15 protein-coding genes are annotated in these 15,823 nt (G+C 64.9%); 9 read left to right on the forward strand and 6 right to left on the reverse strand.

The annotated features are described in order from the left end of the window. Positions 1 to 115: 115 nt before the first annotated feature. Together K5Q19_RS11985 and K5Q19_RS11990 are read right to left on the reverse strand one after the other, a co-directional pair. The gene (locus tag K5Q19_RS11985) at positions 116 to 1,042 is read right to left on the reverse strand and encodes an SDR family NAD(P)-dependent oxidoreductase (RefSeq protein WP_292945354.1); all 927 of its coding nucleotides are present in this window, start codon (positions 1,040 to 1,042) and stop codon (positions 116 to 118) included. After that, entirely contained in the window at positions 1,039 to 3,921 is a 2,883-nt protein-coding gene (locus tag K5Q19_RS11990) for a glycosyltransferase (protein ID WP_292945426.1), read from the reverse strand. The genes K5Q19_RS11985 and K5Q19_RS11990 overlap by 4 nt, the downstream gene beginning before the upstream one ends. On the opposite strand from K5Q19_RS11990, the gene K5Q19_RS11995 reads away from it, so the two are divergent. The 9 genes from K5Q19_RS11995 (at position 3,844) to phoB (ending at position 12,279) form a co-directional block, all read left to right on the forward strand. After that, positions 3,844 to 4,299 carry a hypothetical protein gene (locus K5Q19_RS11995; protein WP_292945431.1) on the forward strand — a complete coding sequence of 152 codons (456 nt, stop codon included), beginning with the start codon at positions 3,844 to 3,846 and terminating at the stop codon, positions 4,297 to 4,299. The genes K5Q19_RS11990 and K5Q19_RS11995 overlap by 78 nt on opposite strands. Before the next feature lie 185 nt (positions 4,300 to 4,484). After that, positions 4,485 to 4,709: a hypothetical protein gene (locus K5Q19_RS12000; protein WP_292945357.1), complete on the forward strand. Its 225-nt coding sequence runs from the start codon at positions 4,485 to 4,487 to the stop codon at positions 4,707 to 4,709. A gap of 272 nt (positions 4,710 to 4,981) precedes the next feature. Continuing rightward, positions 4,982 to 6,187: an ATP-binding protein gene (locus K5Q19_RS12005; protein ID WP_292945360.1), complete on the forward strand. Its 1,206-nt coding sequence runs from the start codon at positions 4,982 to 4,984 to the stop codon at positions 6,185 to 6,187. Positions 6,188 to 6,243: 56 nt separating this feature from the next. Next, positions 6,244 to 7,290: a substrate-binding domain-containing protein gene (locus K5Q19_RS12010; RefSeq protein WP_292945363.1), complete on the forward strand. Its 1,047-nt coding sequence runs from the start codon at positions 6,244 to 6,246 to the stop codon at positions 7,288 to 7,290. A 17-nt stretch (positions 7,291 to 7,307) separates the two neighbouring features. Next, positions 7,308 to 8,690 (forward strand): phosphate ABC transporter permease subunit PstC, encoded by a 1,383-nt coding sequence (gene pstC / locus K5Q19_RS12015; RefSeq protein WP_292945366.1) that lies wholly within the window; start codon positions 7,308 to 7,310, stop codon positions 8,688 to 8,690. A gap of 66 nt (positions 8,691 to 8,756) precedes the next feature. Then, the gene (gene pstA, locus K5Q19_RS12020) at positions 8,757 to 9,971 is read left to right on the forward strand and encodes a phosphate ABC transporter permease PstA (RefSeq protein ID WP_292945429.1); all 1,215 of its coding nucleotides are present in this window, start codon (positions 8,757 to 8,759) and stop codon (positions 9,969 to 9,971) included. A gap of 1 nt (position 9,972) precedes the next feature. Then, a complete protein-coding gene (gene pstB / locus K5Q19_RS12025; RefSeq protein ID WP_292945369.1) occupies positions 9,973 to 10,800 on the forward strand; it encodes a phosphate ABC transporter ATP-binding protein PstB in 828 nt (275 codons plus the stop codon). Between the two features lie 6 nt (positions 10,801 to 10,806). Continuing rightward, positions 10,807 to 11,493 (forward strand): phosphate signaling complex protein PhoU, encoded by a 687-nt coding sequence (gene phoU / locus K5Q19_RS12030; RefSeq protein ID WP_292945372.1) that lies wholly within the window; start codon positions 10,807 to 10,809, stop codon positions 11,491 to 11,493. Positions 11,494 to 11,589: 96 nt separating this feature from the next. Further along, positions 11,590 to 12,279: a phosphate regulon transcriptional regulator PhoB gene (gene phoB, locus K5Q19_RS12035; RefSeq protein ID WP_292945375.1), complete on the forward strand. Its 690-nt coding sequence runs from the start codon at positions 11,590 to 11,592 to the stop codon at positions 12,277 to 12,279. Between the two features lie 45 nt (positions 12,280 to 12,324). Here the strand turns inward: phoB and K5Q19_RS12040 are convergent, their stop codons facing one another. The 4 genes from K5Q19_RS12040 to K5Q19_RS12055 are packed head-to-tail and all read right to left on the reverse strand — an operon-like array spanning position 12,325 to position 15,819. Further along, positions 12,325 to 12,597 carry a DUF1467 family protein gene (locus tag K5Q19_RS12040; RefSeq protein WP_292945378.1) on the reverse strand — a complete coding sequence of 91 codons (273 nt, stop codon included), beginning with the start codon at positions 12,595 to 12,597 and terminating at the stop codon, positions 12,325 to 12,327. A gap of 5 nt (positions 12,598 to 12,602) precedes the next feature. Beyond that, positions 12,603 to 14,255, reverse strand: coding sequence for a ribonuclease J (locus K5Q19_RS12045; RefSeq protein ID WP_292945381.1), 1,653 nt, complete (start codon positions 14,253 to 14,255; stop codon positions 12,603 to 12,605). Positions 14,256 to 14,294: 39 nt separating this feature from the next. Beyond that, entirely contained in the window at positions 14,295 to 15,080 is a 786-nt protein-coding gene (locus K5Q19_RS12050; protein ID WP_292945384.1) for a type III pantothenate kinase, read from the reverse strand. Continuing rightward, entirely contained in the window at positions 15,064 to 15,819 is a 756-nt protein-coding gene (locus tag K5Q19_RS12055; RefSeq protein ID WP_292945387.1) for a biotin--[acetyl-CoA-carboxylase] ligase, read from the reverse strand. The genes K5Q19_RS12050 and K5Q19_RS12055 overlap by 17 nt, the downstream gene beginning before the upstream one ends. Positions 15,820 to 15,823 lie beyond the last annotated feature (4 nt).

Below are 15,823 nucleotides of genomic sequence, written 5' to 3' on the forward strand. Positions count from 1 at the left end.
GGCTGCTAAATGGTCAATATGACACGGTTGCGACATGGCCCGGCGCCGCCTGTTGCAAAATGGCGCACCCGGAAAGGCGTCGGAAGGAACGCTTGGAAGCGCACTTTCGCGCGCTTCATTCAATCCCGCTTCGAGCGCAAAACCATGCCCAGGTCTGTGCCAAACCAGCTGCCAGCGAGGTATCCGGAGAATAGCCCAACGCCGCCCTCGCACGCGAGACATCGCACCAGGTCCGTTCGATCTCACCGAGCCGCGCGGGACGATATTCGACTTCGATGGTCCGTGGCGCAACGACCTGGCGCATCTCGGCAATCAGCGCATTGACCGAGACCGGTACCCCGGAACCCAGTTGCAGGACACCCGACCGTTCATGTTCGATGCCACGCATGATGCCGTCGCACAGATCATCGACGAACACGAAATCGCGCACCTGTTCGCCATCGCCGTGGACGATCAGCGGAAGCCGCTCCGCAATGCGCCGGAAGAACGCCGCGACAACGCTGCCCTTGTGGTAGGAACGCGGGCCGTAAACGTTGGCGAAACGAAGCGACAGCGCCGAAAAGCCGTAGCTGCCCGACCATGCCGAACAAAGCCCCTCCACCGCCAGCTTGGTCGCGCCGTAAGGAGCGATCGGGTTGGGTACCATGCCTTCGTGAACGGGAGGCATGGCATCCCCGATGATCGCGCCACCGGTCGAAGCATTGACCAGACGCCGGACACCATGCGCGCGCATCGCCTCGATCAGACGAAAGCTGCCGACCACGTTGACATCGAAATTGAAAGCCGGATCGGCGATGGATTCGATCACCCGCGTGTCCGCCGCGAGATGCACCACCGCGTCAACGCCTTCGAGCGCGACGTCGAGCGCGGCGGGATCGCGAATGTCGCCGTGGATGAATTCCCCGGCAAAGTTGTCAAGATGGTCGCGCCGCCCGAGAATTTCATTGTCGAGCACACGGACCTGATAACCTGCAGCAGCAAGCCGCGGAACCAGATTGGCGCCGATGAAGCCGCAGCCACCGGTAACGAGGACCTTCATCATCCGGACATCGTCATGATGCCGGAACGCAGGCGGACAACCTGCCCTTCCGTCACGGTCAACGGCCCACCCGGTACGATGACGCCGCTCTCTGCCAGAACCGCCACAATTTCATGCGCTGCACCATTTCGAATGATCTCCGGCACCGGCACCGAGAAGACCCCGTCGCTTTGGCCGGGGACGGAAGCACGGGCAAAAAAGTCGCCGTCAGCGAACAGTGCGACATCGCAGCGACGGGCGGGGTCAAGACGATGGCGGATAGTCCCGCGGATGGTTCCGCCGCTATCCACATCAACCAGCCCGTCAAATCCCATGGCGGCAAACGATACATTGCGCGGCATGATCAAACCGTCGTTCAACACGATATCGCTGCCGGCCACCATCACGCGAAAGGCAATTCCGGCCTTTCGCCGGGTTCCCCGCGCCGGCAGGTCGATCACGAAGCCGGCGCGTCGTGCTTCATCCGGAACTGCAGCAAACGGCGCGAAATGTCGGTCCGCAGTGGCGCGCAACACTGTGCCGTCGACAATGATCTCGACGCTGGCCGGCGGCGCATCCTTGCGCAGCCGGGCAACCCATCCGTAGATCCGGTTTTGGTAAACGCCGAGCAGCTGGCCTACGACATCGCCTTCACGGGCCACTTCACCGCGCGCCACCAGTTCCTTGAGCAGCGGAGATAGCGTCGGTGCACGCGGTGCGCGCGGCACCGCTGCCGGCATGGCAAGGTCATCACCCGCGATCATGTTGAGCAAGGCAGCGAAGTTACCACGCCCCTCGTTGCCAGCGCGGTTCGCATTTGATTTGGCCTTCTTGATGCGGGTCGCCGGTTTGGCAAGCGCAGAAACCGGGACGACAGGCCCTGCCTGACCGGGATCGGGTCTCAGCCCGGCCATGATGCGCATCAGCACGCCTTCCGGATTGGCTGTCGCAGCAAGCTTGGCCTTGCCTGCCCCGCGCGACGCCATCCCGCGCGCGAGGAGCAGGGTATCGCGCACAGCCAGTGGTGCTGCCGCGAGCATGGGGCGCATCACCCGGAAGCCCGTGGCCGACAGATCATAGCCGCGCGCGCGCAGCCATTCGGCCGGCTGCGCGACCGTGCTGCCCAGCCGCATCGGCACGGTTTCGCAGGCGTATCCGGCAAGCTGGGCACGCGCCACAAACTCGTGATCATGGCCGAGCAGCCGGTAGTCGGCGGTGAACCCGCCCAGTTCCAGAAAGGCTTCCCGCCGCACGTAAAGCGGGTTCTCGGTCTCGTCGTCGCGAAAAAAGGCATCGGACACACCGACAATGAACTGCGCCTTGAGATCGGGTGGGCCTTCGGCACCCAGTTCCCGCGATTCGACCAGATAGTTTATGACCTGTGCATCGGTGCGCCGGGCAATCCGCTGGAGCTCGCCGAGTGCGCCGGTTTCCAGCGTCGCCCCCTCCCACAGGAAGAGCGCGAATTCGCTGTTCGCCGCATTGGCCAGGCGGTTGAACGCGGCTCCGGCGTCAAGATCGAAGCATTCGATCGCATGCGGCGCAAAGCCGTGCCGGGCCAATGCCGCCGCCGCGATGGCCAGATCCTCCTGGCTGTCGCCATCCACCCCCACCAGCACCTCGTGCGGCTGAACGTCCTGCACCGACAGACTGGCGAGTGTCGCCTCCAGCGCGGCAGCATGCCCGAGGAAATAAATGCAAACGGCAGTGGCTGAAAGGTCCGGTCCGGGGCTTGTATCCCCGCGCGCCCGATCGAGGAGCTGCTGATGCAGCGGGCCTTCGAGCTGCCGGTGGAACGCGCTCCATATCTCCAGATTTGTGTCGTTGCTGAAGCTTGGGCGCGGCACCATCCCGCCGACCGTCAGCGCTTCTTCCAGCTTGTCAGCCAGCGACACCGGGTGCGGCTGGCACAGGACTGCCGCATGATCACGCGCATCGATCAACTCGGAATTGCCGCCGACATCGGTCGCCACCGTCGGAATGGCGCAGATCGCCGCCTCGTAGATCGCCATCGAGCTGTTCTCGATGATCGACGGCATGACCGCCAGACGCTTTCCGCCCAGCAGGTATTCGATCGCTTCATACTGCTGGAAGCCCGTCAGGATCTGCACCTCGCACGGCCACCCTTCGGACACTTCGCGAATGTAGTCGGGCGTGTCGAGCTCGGGATGACTGGGCAAGCGCCCCCCCGGCTTGCCCATGAAGGTGATGCGGCGCGGCAAGGGCACACCCTTGCGCAACAGTCGGCGGATCGCCTGGCAGAAGATGAACAGCCCCTTGCGCACTTCCAGACGGCCAAAGAACACCAGTTCATCGATCGGTGTACGCGTTCCGGGGGTCAGCGTGCGGGCACGCCTCAAGGGTTCCAGCGAGGTGAAAGTGGCGACATTGGGCTGCACGAACGCGCGCCTCTCAGGCAGGGCATAGCCTTGGCTGGCCATCCAGCGCAGCAAGTGCAGGCTGCCGCCGATCACCACATCGCCCAATTCCACGCTGCGACGCTCCGCGTGATTCTTGACGAGATCGTCGGCACGGTCGAGCATGTGGCCGCCATAGAGCCGGTTCCACATCCATGGGCTTGACGTCTTCACCACGAACAAGGTGCGCGCGAAAGCCCAGCCCTGCCGTTTGGCCAGCAAGCACAGATACCCGGTGCCCCGCCATTCCGACACGTGCACGACATCCATCGGATTGTCGATTAGCCAGCGCATCATGTTGTAGGGCACACGCATCCAGCGGTCGGCGTTGGACGCGAAGCGCTCCGCGCTCGCATAGTCGGGCGCAGGCACCAGCCTCACCCCCTTCCTCGCGTAATGGCTCACCCAATGCCCGATCGTTTGGGTTTCGACCTGTTCGCCGCGCAGATAGAGCACGGTGACATCAAAACCCTGCTCTGCCAGCATCAACGCAAGGTTGGCATATGTGCTCCCGATGCCGCCGTTGCGCACCGGGCCGGTGATCTGTTCGGTGGCGATGCAGATTCGCAGCGATTGGCCTGCACCGGGCCGCACGGAATTCGTGTCGAGCAGGCTATCAAGCCCGGGCAAATCCAGCTGCCAGGCATCGGGGCGGCGCAATTGCAATTGGTCGATGCGGCCTTCTGCCGCCGGCCCGCACAGATAACGCTCAATGTCGGATACGACGTGTTCGCGAGAACGCTCAGCGCTATCACCTTGATCGCGAAGGCCCTGCCCGTTTGCGTCTGTCTCTTCGCCCGTAACGCGCAATGCCATTCCTGCTCCTCGCAGGAGCGGCGTTATCTGCCGAGTTTGTCAATTTGATGTCATCTTGAACTGCATTTCACAAAGGCCGGAACCAGCGTGCGCAGCGGTTCGGCGATCTGCGCGGGCCCAGCGGCACCGACTCGCAGCTCCGGGACGCCGGCAGTTGCTTTCGTGATCGAATGGGGGAGCTGCCTGCACGATCCTGTCTTGCCGATCAGGCCGCGAAATGCTTGGGGAGCGTGATGGATCCTGACACATTGACGACATTCGGCGCATTTGCCGGAGCCGGAGGGATCGCGCTGGTTGTCGCGGTATTTGCCGCCCTGCGCGAGCGCCGCCACCAGCGGCGCGCCAATCTCGATCAGGTCAGCTTCATCTCGTGGAGCATGTTGTCAGCGATTTTCTCGATGCTGGCCATCATCCTGCTGGCGACCGCCGCAAAGCTTCACTTCGCTCCGGTCCGCTGACCATGGCCCTTTGCGCACCGGGTATGTTACATAACCATGGCTGATCATGGCAGCAATCTGACAGGCATCACAGGGGTCTGGTCGCGAGGAAAAAACTGCTTCAGAAACCGGTGCGCAACGGGCGTTACCTGATGCAGAAGACGCGGCAGAACAAGCCCTGTCGGCTGAACCTATCGCAAGAGGCGGATCGCATGAGCAAGGTCGAGTTTCGGGCCGATGCGCGCGCCGGATGAAACAAGTCAGACATCAAGGTCCAAGTCGACGGCTGCGTCATGAACGGAAACAAGACTGACATGGTGGGTTCGTCGTTCCCATGGTCGAGTGTGCTGGTGGCTATGGGCACCTGCGCCGTGATGCTGGTCATCGGGGTTTACCCGGTGCTGGCCATCGCGGTGCTGATCGTGTGGGTGGGAACGTTGTGGCTGTCCCGGCCCGAACCCGTTGTCGAAGTGCGCGTGCCCGATGAGGGTTCGGTTTCGCGTCAGGCCATGGTCGACCTGGTCGAACCGTTCAGTGTGCCGGTGCTGATGCTCGACAGCCAGCGCATCGCCGCCGCCAACGCCGCCGCGCGCGAGGCGCTGGGGCCGCACATCGTCGGGCAGGACGCTCGCGTCGCCTTGCGCCACCCCGAGGCGATCACCTTGCTCGACAAGCCGCAGGGCACCGTCATGGTCCGCGGGCTCACCGGCGCAAGAAGCATCTGGCAGGTCCGCCGCGTCGCGATCGACCAGCGCTTTTCGCTGATCGAGATGGTCAACCGCACCGCTGAGGCCGACATCAGCCGTTCGCACACCGATTTCGTCGCCAATGCCAGCCACGAGCTGCGCACCCCGCTTGCCTCGATCATCGGCTATATCGAAACGCTCGCCGATCCCGATGCCAAGGTCGATGCCGCCACCGCGGCGCGGTTCCATAACACGGTGCTGCGCGAATCGCGGCGTTTGCAGAGCCTTGTCGAAGATCTCATGTCGCTCTCGCGCATCGAAGCCGAGAAGCACGATCTCCCGCGCGAACAGATCGACCTCGGCCTGCTTGCTGCGAGCATCGGCTCGGAAGTGGCCTGCACGGCCGGCGAAGAGCGGATAGCCGTTCAGGTAACCGATGCCGTGGTCACCGGCGACCGCCAGCAACTCGATCAGGTCATCCGCAATCTGATCGACAATGCCCTCAAGTATGGCGATGCGGGTCAGCCAGTCAGCGTCGAAGTCGCACGCGATGGCCATGAAGCCGTGTTCTCGGTGACCGATCGCGGTGAAGGCATTCACCCCGATCACATCCCCTACCTTACCCGCCGTTTCTATCGCACCGATCCCGGTCGCAGCCGCGCGGCCGGCGGCACCGGGCTCGGCCTTGCGATCGTCAAGCACATCGTCGAAAGACATCGCGGCAAACTCGACATTTCGAGCAAGGTGGGTGAGGGAACCTCCGTGACCGTGCGTCTGGCGCTTACCGCATCACCATCGAAAGAACTGTCATAGACCTGTCATACGCTGGTCGCATTGCCGACGGGCACAGGGTGCAAGGGAATACTGGAATGGGCTCGAATCGTCTTATAGCCGGATCAGTGCTGGTGCTTGCCACACTTGGACTCTCGGCCTGCGGTGGCCAGCAGAGTGCAACGCGCGATCAGGTCCGTGCGGTCGGGTCTTCCACCGTCTACCCCTTCGCCAAGGCCGTCGCGGAATCGCTCGCCAAGTCCGATGCGACCATCAAGGCGCCGATCATCGAATCCACCGGCACGGGCGCGGGCATGAAGCTGTTCTGCGCCGGCATCGGTCCGCAGCACCCCGATATCGAAGACGCCTCGCGCCGGATGAAGAAGTCCGAGTTCGACGATTGCGTGAAGAACGGCGTCAAGGAAATCGTCGAGATCCAGATCGGTCTCGACGGCGTCGCGTTTGCCGAGGGCAGCCAGGGCCCCGGCATCGCGCTGACGCCGGAGGACGTCTATAAGGCGCTCGCCAAGAACCCGTTCGGCAAGCCCAATGCGGCAAAGACCTGGAAGGACGTGAACGCCGCCCTCCCGGACGAGCCAATCCTTGTCTATGGGCCGCCCTCCACCTCGGGCACGCGCGATGCGCTCAAGGAACTGATCCTGACCCGCGGCTGCGAGAGCGATCCCGCGATGAAGGCGCTCAAGGACAGCGACAAGTCCAAGCACGATGCGATCTGCGGCGAAGTGCGCGAAGACGGCGCCTATGTCGACGCGGGCGAGAACGACAACCTCATCGTCCAGAAGATCGAGGCCAACCCCAAGGCCATCGGCATTTTCGGCTTCTCCTATCTCGAAGAGAACCGCGACCGGCTCAAGGGTCTGACCATGAGCGGCGTGCAGCCGACCTACGAGACGATCACCGACTTCTCCTATCCCGGTGCCCGCCCGCTCTACATCTATGTGAAGAAGGCCCACCTCAAGGCGATCCCGGGGCTCCAGGCCTATGTCAACGAATGGGCCAAGCTGTGGAGCAAGGGTGGCGTGCTGGCCAAGGCCGGCATGGTGATCGCGCCTGACGATGTCCTCGCCGCCAGCGCGAAGGCTGCCAGCGAGCTGCCCGTGCTCGATGGCGCGCAGCTGAAGTAAGGACCGAGCAAACGGCCATGTCGCCAGGTATTCTGTTCCTTCTGGCTTTCGGGCTGGGTCTCGTGGGTTGGCTCGCGGGGCGGTCGCGCGCCTGGGCCTTCCGCAAGGCCGCACCGGGTGGTCGCATCCATTCGCTCCCCGATTTCCACGCCTGGTATGTCGGCCTGTGGGTGGCTGTCCCCGCCGCGCTGTTCGGCCTCCTGTGGGATGCAATCAGCCCCGCCCTGGTGCTGCAGCATGTCCTCGCCGACCCGGCCGCCGCCGCCCTGCCCGCCTTCGGTTTCGAGCGCGAGGCGATAATGGGCGAGGCCCGCGCCGTCGCCACCGGTGCCGCGCGCGCCGTGTTCAACAGCGAGGCGGAAGGCCTCGTCGAACCCTACCGGACGGCGCTCACGCGCTACAACGCGATCGGTCTTGTCCTCACCGTGGTGATCGCCTTTGCCGGCGGCGCCTACTCGTTCCTGCGCCTGCGCCCCGATTTCACCGCGCGCACGCGGGTCGAGCGCGCGGTCATGGGGCTTCTGCTGCTCGCCTCGATGGTCGCGATCCTCACCACGATCGGCATCGTGGCCAGCCTTGTGGTCGAGACGGTGCGCTTCTTCGGCATGGTTTCGCCGGTCGATTTTCTGCTCGGCACACATTGGGCGCCGGATCCGATGAGCGCCGGCACGCCCGATGGCAGCGCCTTCGGGGCCATTCCGCTGTTCTGGGGCACGATCTACATCGGCGCGATCATCGCCATGGCGGTGGCCATCCCGCTCGGACTGATGAGCGCGATCTACCTGACGCAATACGCCGACAATTCGGTGCGCCGGATCGTCAAGCCCCTGCTCGAGATTCTCGCCGGCGTGCCGACCGTGGTCTATGGCTACTTCGCGGCGCTCACCGTCGCCCCCGCCGTGCGTGATGCGGCGCAGGCGATCGGCATGGCGAATGCCTCGACCGAAAGCGCGATAGCGGCCGGCCTTGTCATGGGCGTGATGATCATTCCCTTCGTCTCCTCGATGGCCGACGACAGCATTGCCGCGGTCCCCCAGGCCATGCGCGACGGCAGCCTCGCGATGGGCGCCACCCGCGCGGAAACCATTCGCAAGGTCCTGATCCCGGCGGCGCTTCCCGGCATTGTTGCGGGCATCATGCTCGCCATCAGCCGCGCGATCGGCGAAACGATGATCGTGGTGATGGCGGCGGGTGCATCCGCGAACCTCACCGCCAATCCGTTCGAATCGATGACGACGGTCACCTTCCAGATCGTCGCCATGCTCACTGGTGAAGGCAGCTTCGATCACCCCGCAACGCTGTCAGCCTTCGCGCTCGGCATGGTGCTGTTTCTGGTGACCCTCACCCTCAATTTCATCGCGCTGCGCGTGGTCAAGCGCTACCGCGAAGCCTATGAGTAACCGGCAATGAGCAAGACCAGAGATCCTGCCGCGCTCGAAGCGCTTCGCGCAGCGCGTCAGGCCCGGATGCAGGCCGGCCTTGCGAGGCGCTACCGCTCCGACACGCTGTTCCGCTGGGCGGGCTTCGGTGCAGTGAGCTTCTCCGCGCTGATCCTCGTCCTGCTGCTGGTCTCGATGGCCTCGAGCGGCTGGGCCGGCTTCCAGCGCAGCGAGATCCGCATGTCCGTGCCGATCCGCGGTCACATCCAGATCGATCCCGCGCGCCTCGCGCAGCCCGATCCCTTGGGCGGGCTGGAAGTGGCGGGCCTCCCCGCATTGGTCAAATCGGCGGCAACCCAGGCCTTCGGACCAGACGGCGATGCCCTGATCGCGGATGGCGCCTGGCGCGAAGTCGGCCAGAAGCTGATTGACGATCCCTCGCTGCTGATGTCGGGCGAACTCAAGGTTTCGCTTCCCGCCAGCGACGATCTCGCCAATGCGCAGCGCGGCGGCGGCGTTCCCGAATTGCGGCAGCGCGCCGCCAGACTCGCGCGTGAAGGCGCTCTTGTCCGCGCCTTCGATACCGGCTTCCTCGTCCGCGCCGATGCCACCAATCCGCAGAGCGTGGGCATCTGGGGCGCGCTAAAGGGCTCGATGATGACTATGTTCATCACCCTCGTCCTCGCCTTCCCGGTCGGCGTGCTCTCGGCGCTCTACCTCGAGGAATATGCCGGGCGGAACCGCTGGACGGACATCATCGAAATCTCGATCAACAACCTTGCCGCCGTGCCGTCGATCATCTTCGGTCTGCTCGGTCTCGCGGTCTTTCTGGCCGCGTTTCCGAACTACCGCTCGGCCCCGCTGATCGGCGGCATGACGCTGGCGCTGATGACCATGCCGGTCATCGTGATCTCGGGCCGCAACGCGATCAAGGCGGTGCCCCCCTCGATCCGCGATGCCGCGCTTGCCATGGGCGCCAGCCCGGTGCAGGTCGTGTTCCACCACGTCCTCCCGCTCGCGCTCCCCGGCATTCTCACCGGCACGATCATCGGCATGGCTCGCGCGCTCGGTGAAACCGCGCCATTGCTGATGATCGGCATGCGTGCGTTCGTCGCCAGCCCGCCGAGCGACTTCACCTCGCCCGCCACTGTGCTGCCGGTGCAGATCTTCCTGTGGTCTGACGAGATCGACCGCGGCTTTATCGAGCGCACGAGCGCGGCGATTGTCGTGCTCCTGATCTTCCTGCTCGTGATGAACGGCATCGCGATCTACCTGCGCAATCGCTTCGAGAAACGGTGGTAACATGAACGCTCCTGTCCCGGCTGCGGAAGCGGCAAACCAGTCTGCGCCCCCCGTGTTCCCCGAACCGGTCGGGTCCTCCAAGATCAGCGCGCGCAGCGTGTCGGTTTTCTATGGCCAGAAGCGCGCGATCGACGATGTCTCGATCGAGATCCCGCAGAACTACGTGACCGCGTTCATCGGCCCCTCGGGCTGCGGCAAATCGACGTTCCTGCGCAGCCTCAACCGCATGAACGACACGATCCCGAGTGCGCGCGTCGAAGGCGAGATCCTGCTCGACGGGGCGGATATCTACCGCTCCGGCATGGACGTCGTGCAGCTGCGCGCGCGTGTGGGGATGGTGTTCCAGAAGCCGAACCCCTTCCCCAAGTCGATTTACGAGAACATCGCCTACGGGCCCCGCATCCATGGCATCACGTCCAGCAAGGGCGAGCTTGACGGCATTGTCGAACAGTCGCTCCAGCGCGCCGGCCTGTGGGACGAAGTCAAGGACCGCCTGACCGACAGCGGCACCGCGCTTTCGGGCGGCCAGCAGCAGCGCCTGTGCATCGCGCGCGCGATCGCGGTCGATCCCGAGGTGATCCTGATGGACGAGCCGTGCTCGGCGCTCGATCCGATCGCCACTGCGCGCATCGAGGAACTGATCGACGAACTGCGCGGCCGCTATGCCATCGTGATCGTGACCCACTCGATGCAACAGGCCGCGCGTGTTTCGCAGCGCACCGCGTTTTTCCATCTCGGCAAGATCGTCGAATACGGTACAACTTCCGATATATTCACCAATCCGCGTGAGGAAAAGACCAAGGATTATATCACTGGTCGGTACGGGTAAGGAACGATGATGGCCGAGCACACCGTCAAGGCGTTCGACGAAGACATCACCCGCCTGCGCGGCCTTGTCGCGGAGATGGGCGGCCTGGCCGAGCTTTCCGTGGCCGAGGCCATGGACGCGCTCGTCAGCGGCAACCAGGAACTCGCTGATGGCGTGATCGCGCGCGACAAGCGGATCGACCATCTGGAGGGCGAGGTCGACCGGCTCTCGGTCCGCGTGCTCGCCTTGCGCGCGCCGATGGCGGATGATCTGCGCGAAGTGATCGCGGCGCTGAAAATCGCCGGCGTGATCGAGCGCATCGGCGATTATGCCAAGAACATCGCCAAGCGCGTCGGCCATATCGAGGGCCGCAAACGCTTCGAACCGCTCACCCTGCTGCCGGTGATGAACGAACTCGCGGGCGACATGGTGCACGATGTGCTCACCGCCTATGCCGCGCGCGATCCGGTCGCCGCAGCCGAAATCGTCAAGCGCGACGCCAAGGTCGATGCCTTCTACGACAGCGTGTTCCGCAATTTCGTCTCCTATATGGTCGAAAACCCGGCGACGATCAGCTCGGTCGCGCAGCTCATGTTCGTCGCCCGCAATATCGAGCGGATCGGCGATCATGCCACCAACATTGCCGAAATGGTCCACTACGCCGCGACGGGAACCTACCTGCCCGAACGGGACGAGGTCATCCCGCCGGTCTGAGCGGCACGTCCGGCGTCACGACTGCGTAACAAATGGCGTGTTTGCGCAATGTGACTGTCATGCCTGACGGTCAGTGATTGCATCCGGGGGTTATCGATGTCCGCGCCGAAACTGCTTCTGGTTGAGGATGATACCGCGCTGGCCGAACTGGTGGAATACCGGTTCCGCGGCGAGGGGTACGACGTGCGCACGACCGATGATGGTGACGAGGCCCTGCTCCTCGCCGCCGAGGACACCCCAGACCTCGTTCTGCTTGACTGGATGATCGGCGGCACCAGCGGCATCGAAGTCTGCCGCCGCCTGCGCCGCAACAAGTCAACCGCCCATGTTCCGATCATCATCCTCACCGCGCGCAGCGACGAGGACGACCGCGTGCGCGGCCTTGAAACGGGCGCGGACGACTATGTCACCAAGCCCTTCTCCCCGCGCGAGCTGATCGCCCGCGTCGGTGCCGTGCTGCGCCGCGTCCGCCCCGCGCTGGCTGGCGAGACGATCACCGTGGGCGATCTCGCGCTTGATCCCACCGCGCATCGCGTCACCCGCTGCGGTCAGGCGATCAAGATCGGGCCGACCGAGTTCCGTCTGCTACGCCATTTCATGGAGCATCCGGGCCGCGTCTTCTCGCGCGGGCAACTGCTCGATGCGGTGTGGGGCAGCGGCAGCGATATCGAGCTACGCACGGTGGACGTCCACATCCGCCGCCTGCGTCAGGCCATTGCCATCCCCGGCGCCGCCGATCCGGTGCGTACCGTCCGCTCCGCCGGCTACGCGCTCGAAGGCGTCTGAGATAGCCCTCTCCCCTTCAGGGGAGAGGGTTGGGAGAGGGGAACCTCAGATCCCCAAGAGCGGCGCGATGTCGAGGTCCTGGATCGTGATCCAGCGGTTCACGTAGTTGGCATAGTAGAGCCAGAACAGCACCGCCGAAAGCACCGTCGCGCGCAGCAGAATGCGGCGCGGATTGAAGTTCGCGGGTGCACTTGGCGCCTGCCCCGGCACTTTCTTAATGCCCAGCTCATCCGCCGTCCGCACGCCGAAGGGCATGACGAGGAACGCCGAGAGCACCCAGAACAGCGCCCAGATCGCGGCAATCGAAGTCCACTTCATCTGCCTCAGCCTTCCCGCAGCATGACCTGCACGACGGGCTTCTTGCCCGACCAGCGCTGCGCCGCACGCCGCACCGTCAGCCGCACCGTCTCGGCAATCGCCGCCCGGTCGCGCTTCTTGTCGCCCTTGATCGCGGTCACGGCCTTTTCGACATCCCCCTGCGCTTCGGCGATGAACGCGTCCATGTCCTCTTCGAGCGGCAGGCCGACCGCGGCGATCTCGACCTCAGACGTCAGCCTGCCCACCGCCGAGACCGCCAGCGCCGCCACTACCAGCCCACTTTCCGCCAGCTTGCGCCGCTGCGACATCGCGCTGCCGTCCGCCGGCGCAATGATGTCGCCATCCAGCACCAGCCGGCCATTGCGCACTTCCGAGAGCTTCACCGGCCCGTCCGGCGCCAGCCGCACCACATCACCGTTCTTCTGGACGATCGTGCGGGGGATGCCGCAAGCCTTGCCCAGCCGCGCCTGCTCGGCCATGTGGCGCATCTCGCCGTGCACCGGCACAAGCATCTCCGGCCTGATCCAGCTGTAGAGCGCTTCCAGCTCTGGCCGCCCCGGATGGCCCGAAACGTGGATCATCCCCTGCCGGTCGGTCAGGATTTCCACGCCCTTGGCGGCCAGCTGGTTCTGCACCCGCCCGATGGCGAGCTCGTTCCCGGGGATCTGGCGGCTCGAGAAGATCACCGCATCGCCCTTCTCGAGCTTCACGGGATGCGAGTCCGAAGCGATCCGCGCCAATGCCGCCCGTGCCTCGCCCTGCCCACCTGTGGCGAGCACGAGCACCTGCCCACGCGGCAGGTCCATCGCCTCGTCCATGCTGACCGTCTCGGGAAAGTGTTCGAGATAGCCGCTCGCCTGCGCCACGCCGATGATCCTGTCGAGCGAGCGCCCCGCCACGCAAAGCTTGCGCCCGGTCGCCTCGGCTACTTCGCCCAGCGTCTGCAGCCGCGCGACGTTGGAGGCGAAGGTCGTCACCACCACGCGCTTGCCCTTGAGGCCGGCCACCATGTCCATCAACCCGCTGCGCACCGCGCCTTCGGAGCCCGAAGGTTTCGGATTGAACACGTTGGTCGAATCGCAAACGAGCGCCAGCACGCCCTGGTCGCCGAGCGCGGTGAGCTCGCCCTCGGTCGCCGGCACGCCGATCAGCGGCTCGTCATCCAGCTTCCAGTCACCGGTGTGGAACACCCGGCCATACGGCGTCTCGATCACCAGGGCATTGCCCTCGGCAATCGAGTGCGCCAGCGGCACATAGCGCACGTCGAACGGTCCGAGGCTCAGCGACGAATCGTTGGGAATCGTATTCAGCGTCACCTGCTTCGAGATGCCCGCCTCGGCCAGCTTCTCCGCCACCAGCCGCGCGGTGAACGGAGTCGCATAGAGCGGCACGCCGAGATCGAGCGCGAAATAGGGCACTGCGCCGATGTGGTCCTCGTGCGCATGGGTCAGCACGACGCCGACCAGATCGTCCAGCCGCTCCTCGATGAACGACAGATCGGCGAACACCAGATCGACGCCCGGATAGTAGGGATCGGCAAAGGTCATGCCGAGGTCGACCATCAGCCACTTGCCATTGCAGCCGTAGAGATTGACGTTCATGCCGATCTCGCCCGATCCGCCGAGCGCGAGAAACAGCAATTCCTTACCGGGTTTCACAGAATTTCCAGTTCACTTGGGGCCCTGGGGCCCGAAAAATCAGGACTTTCCGACGCGCTCGGCCAGGATGGCAATGCCATCCAGCGTCAGGTCGGTGTCGACGTGGTCGAAGATCGTCGTGTGCTCGTCAAACAGAACGGCAAGCCCGCCGGTGGCGACCACTTTGGCGGGGCGTCCGATTTCGGCGCGCAGACGGGATATCAGGCCTTCCATCATGGCCACATAGCCCCAGAACACGCCGATCTGCATCTGATCTTCAGTGTTACGGCCGATCACGCTGCGATTGTTGCCTTGCGGCGGCGCAATCGCGATGCGCGGCAGCTTGGCCGCCGCCGTCACCAGCGCATCGAGCGACAGGTTGATGCCCGGCGCGATGATCCCGCCCTTGTAGGCCCCGCTTGCATCCACCACGTCGAACGTCGTCGCCGTGCCGAAATCGACGACGATCAGGTCGCCCTCATACTTCGCATGCGCCGCCACGGTGTTGACCGCGCGGTCCGCCCCCAGCGAGCGCGGCTGCTCGACATCGGCGACAAAACCCCACTCCACCGGCGGCTGCCCGGCGATCAGCGGATCGATGCCGAAATACTTCTGTCCCAGCACCTGCAGGTTGTGCAGCGCGCGCGGCACCACCGTGGAAATCAGGATCTGCCGCACGCGTTCGGGATCGAAGCCCTGCAGCTTCATCAGTTGCAGCAGCCACACCGCATATTCGTCCGCCGTGCGCCGCGGATCGGTCGCCACCCGCCAGCGCGAGCGGATTTCCCGCCCGTCAAACAGCGCGAAGACAACGTTGGTGTTGCCAACGTCAACCGCCAGAAGCATCGCTCGTTCCTCCTGCGCCGATAAGCTCGACGTCTCCGGCGTGGATGGCACGGACGGACCCGTCCGCCAAGCGCAGAAGGACTGCGCCATCGGGCTCCAGCCCCGCAAAACCGCCGATCACGTAGCCTTCCTCGGTGAGGTTCACGCCCAGCAGCGTGCCCTTGGGCAAGGTCCGCGCCAGCCAGTCCTCGCGCAGCATGGGCCAGGCACCGGCATGCCAGGCCGTGAGGTCTTCCGCCCAGCTGGCCGCCAGCGCCGAGGCAAAAGCATCGCGGCTCACGGCGTAGCCAAGCGCTGCCAGCGACACCGTCTTGCGGCCCGGTACTTCAGGCGCCTCGGCCAGATTGACCCCGATGCCGACGATCACCGCATCGCGCTGCCGCTCGAGCAGGATGCCGCCGAGCTTCGCCTCGCCCACCAGCAAGTCGTTCGGCCATTTGAGCGCGAGGCCAGCCAGCTCCGGCACCACCGCCATCAGCGCCCGGTGGACGCTCACGCCCGCAACCAGCGCCAGCGTCTGAGGCAGCGCGTCGGAGTCGCGCAGAGCGACCGCCGTCGATCCCATGAAGTTGCCAAGCCCGCCGGTCCAGACCCGCCCGGCGCGCCCGCGCCCGGAGGTCTGCCTGTCGGCCACGAGCCAGTGGCCTTCCGCCGGGGCCTCGCCTTGGGCAAGCCGCGTGAGCAGCGCCGAATTGGTCGAGGCGATTTCCGCAACGACCTTGATCAGCGGGTCCGGCACCGCC

It is taken from the genome of Novosphingobium sp. (assembly GCF_019748365.1).
Classification (GTDB): Bacteria; Pseudomonadota; Alphaproteobacteria; order Sphingomonadales; family Sphingomonadaceae; genus Novosphingobium.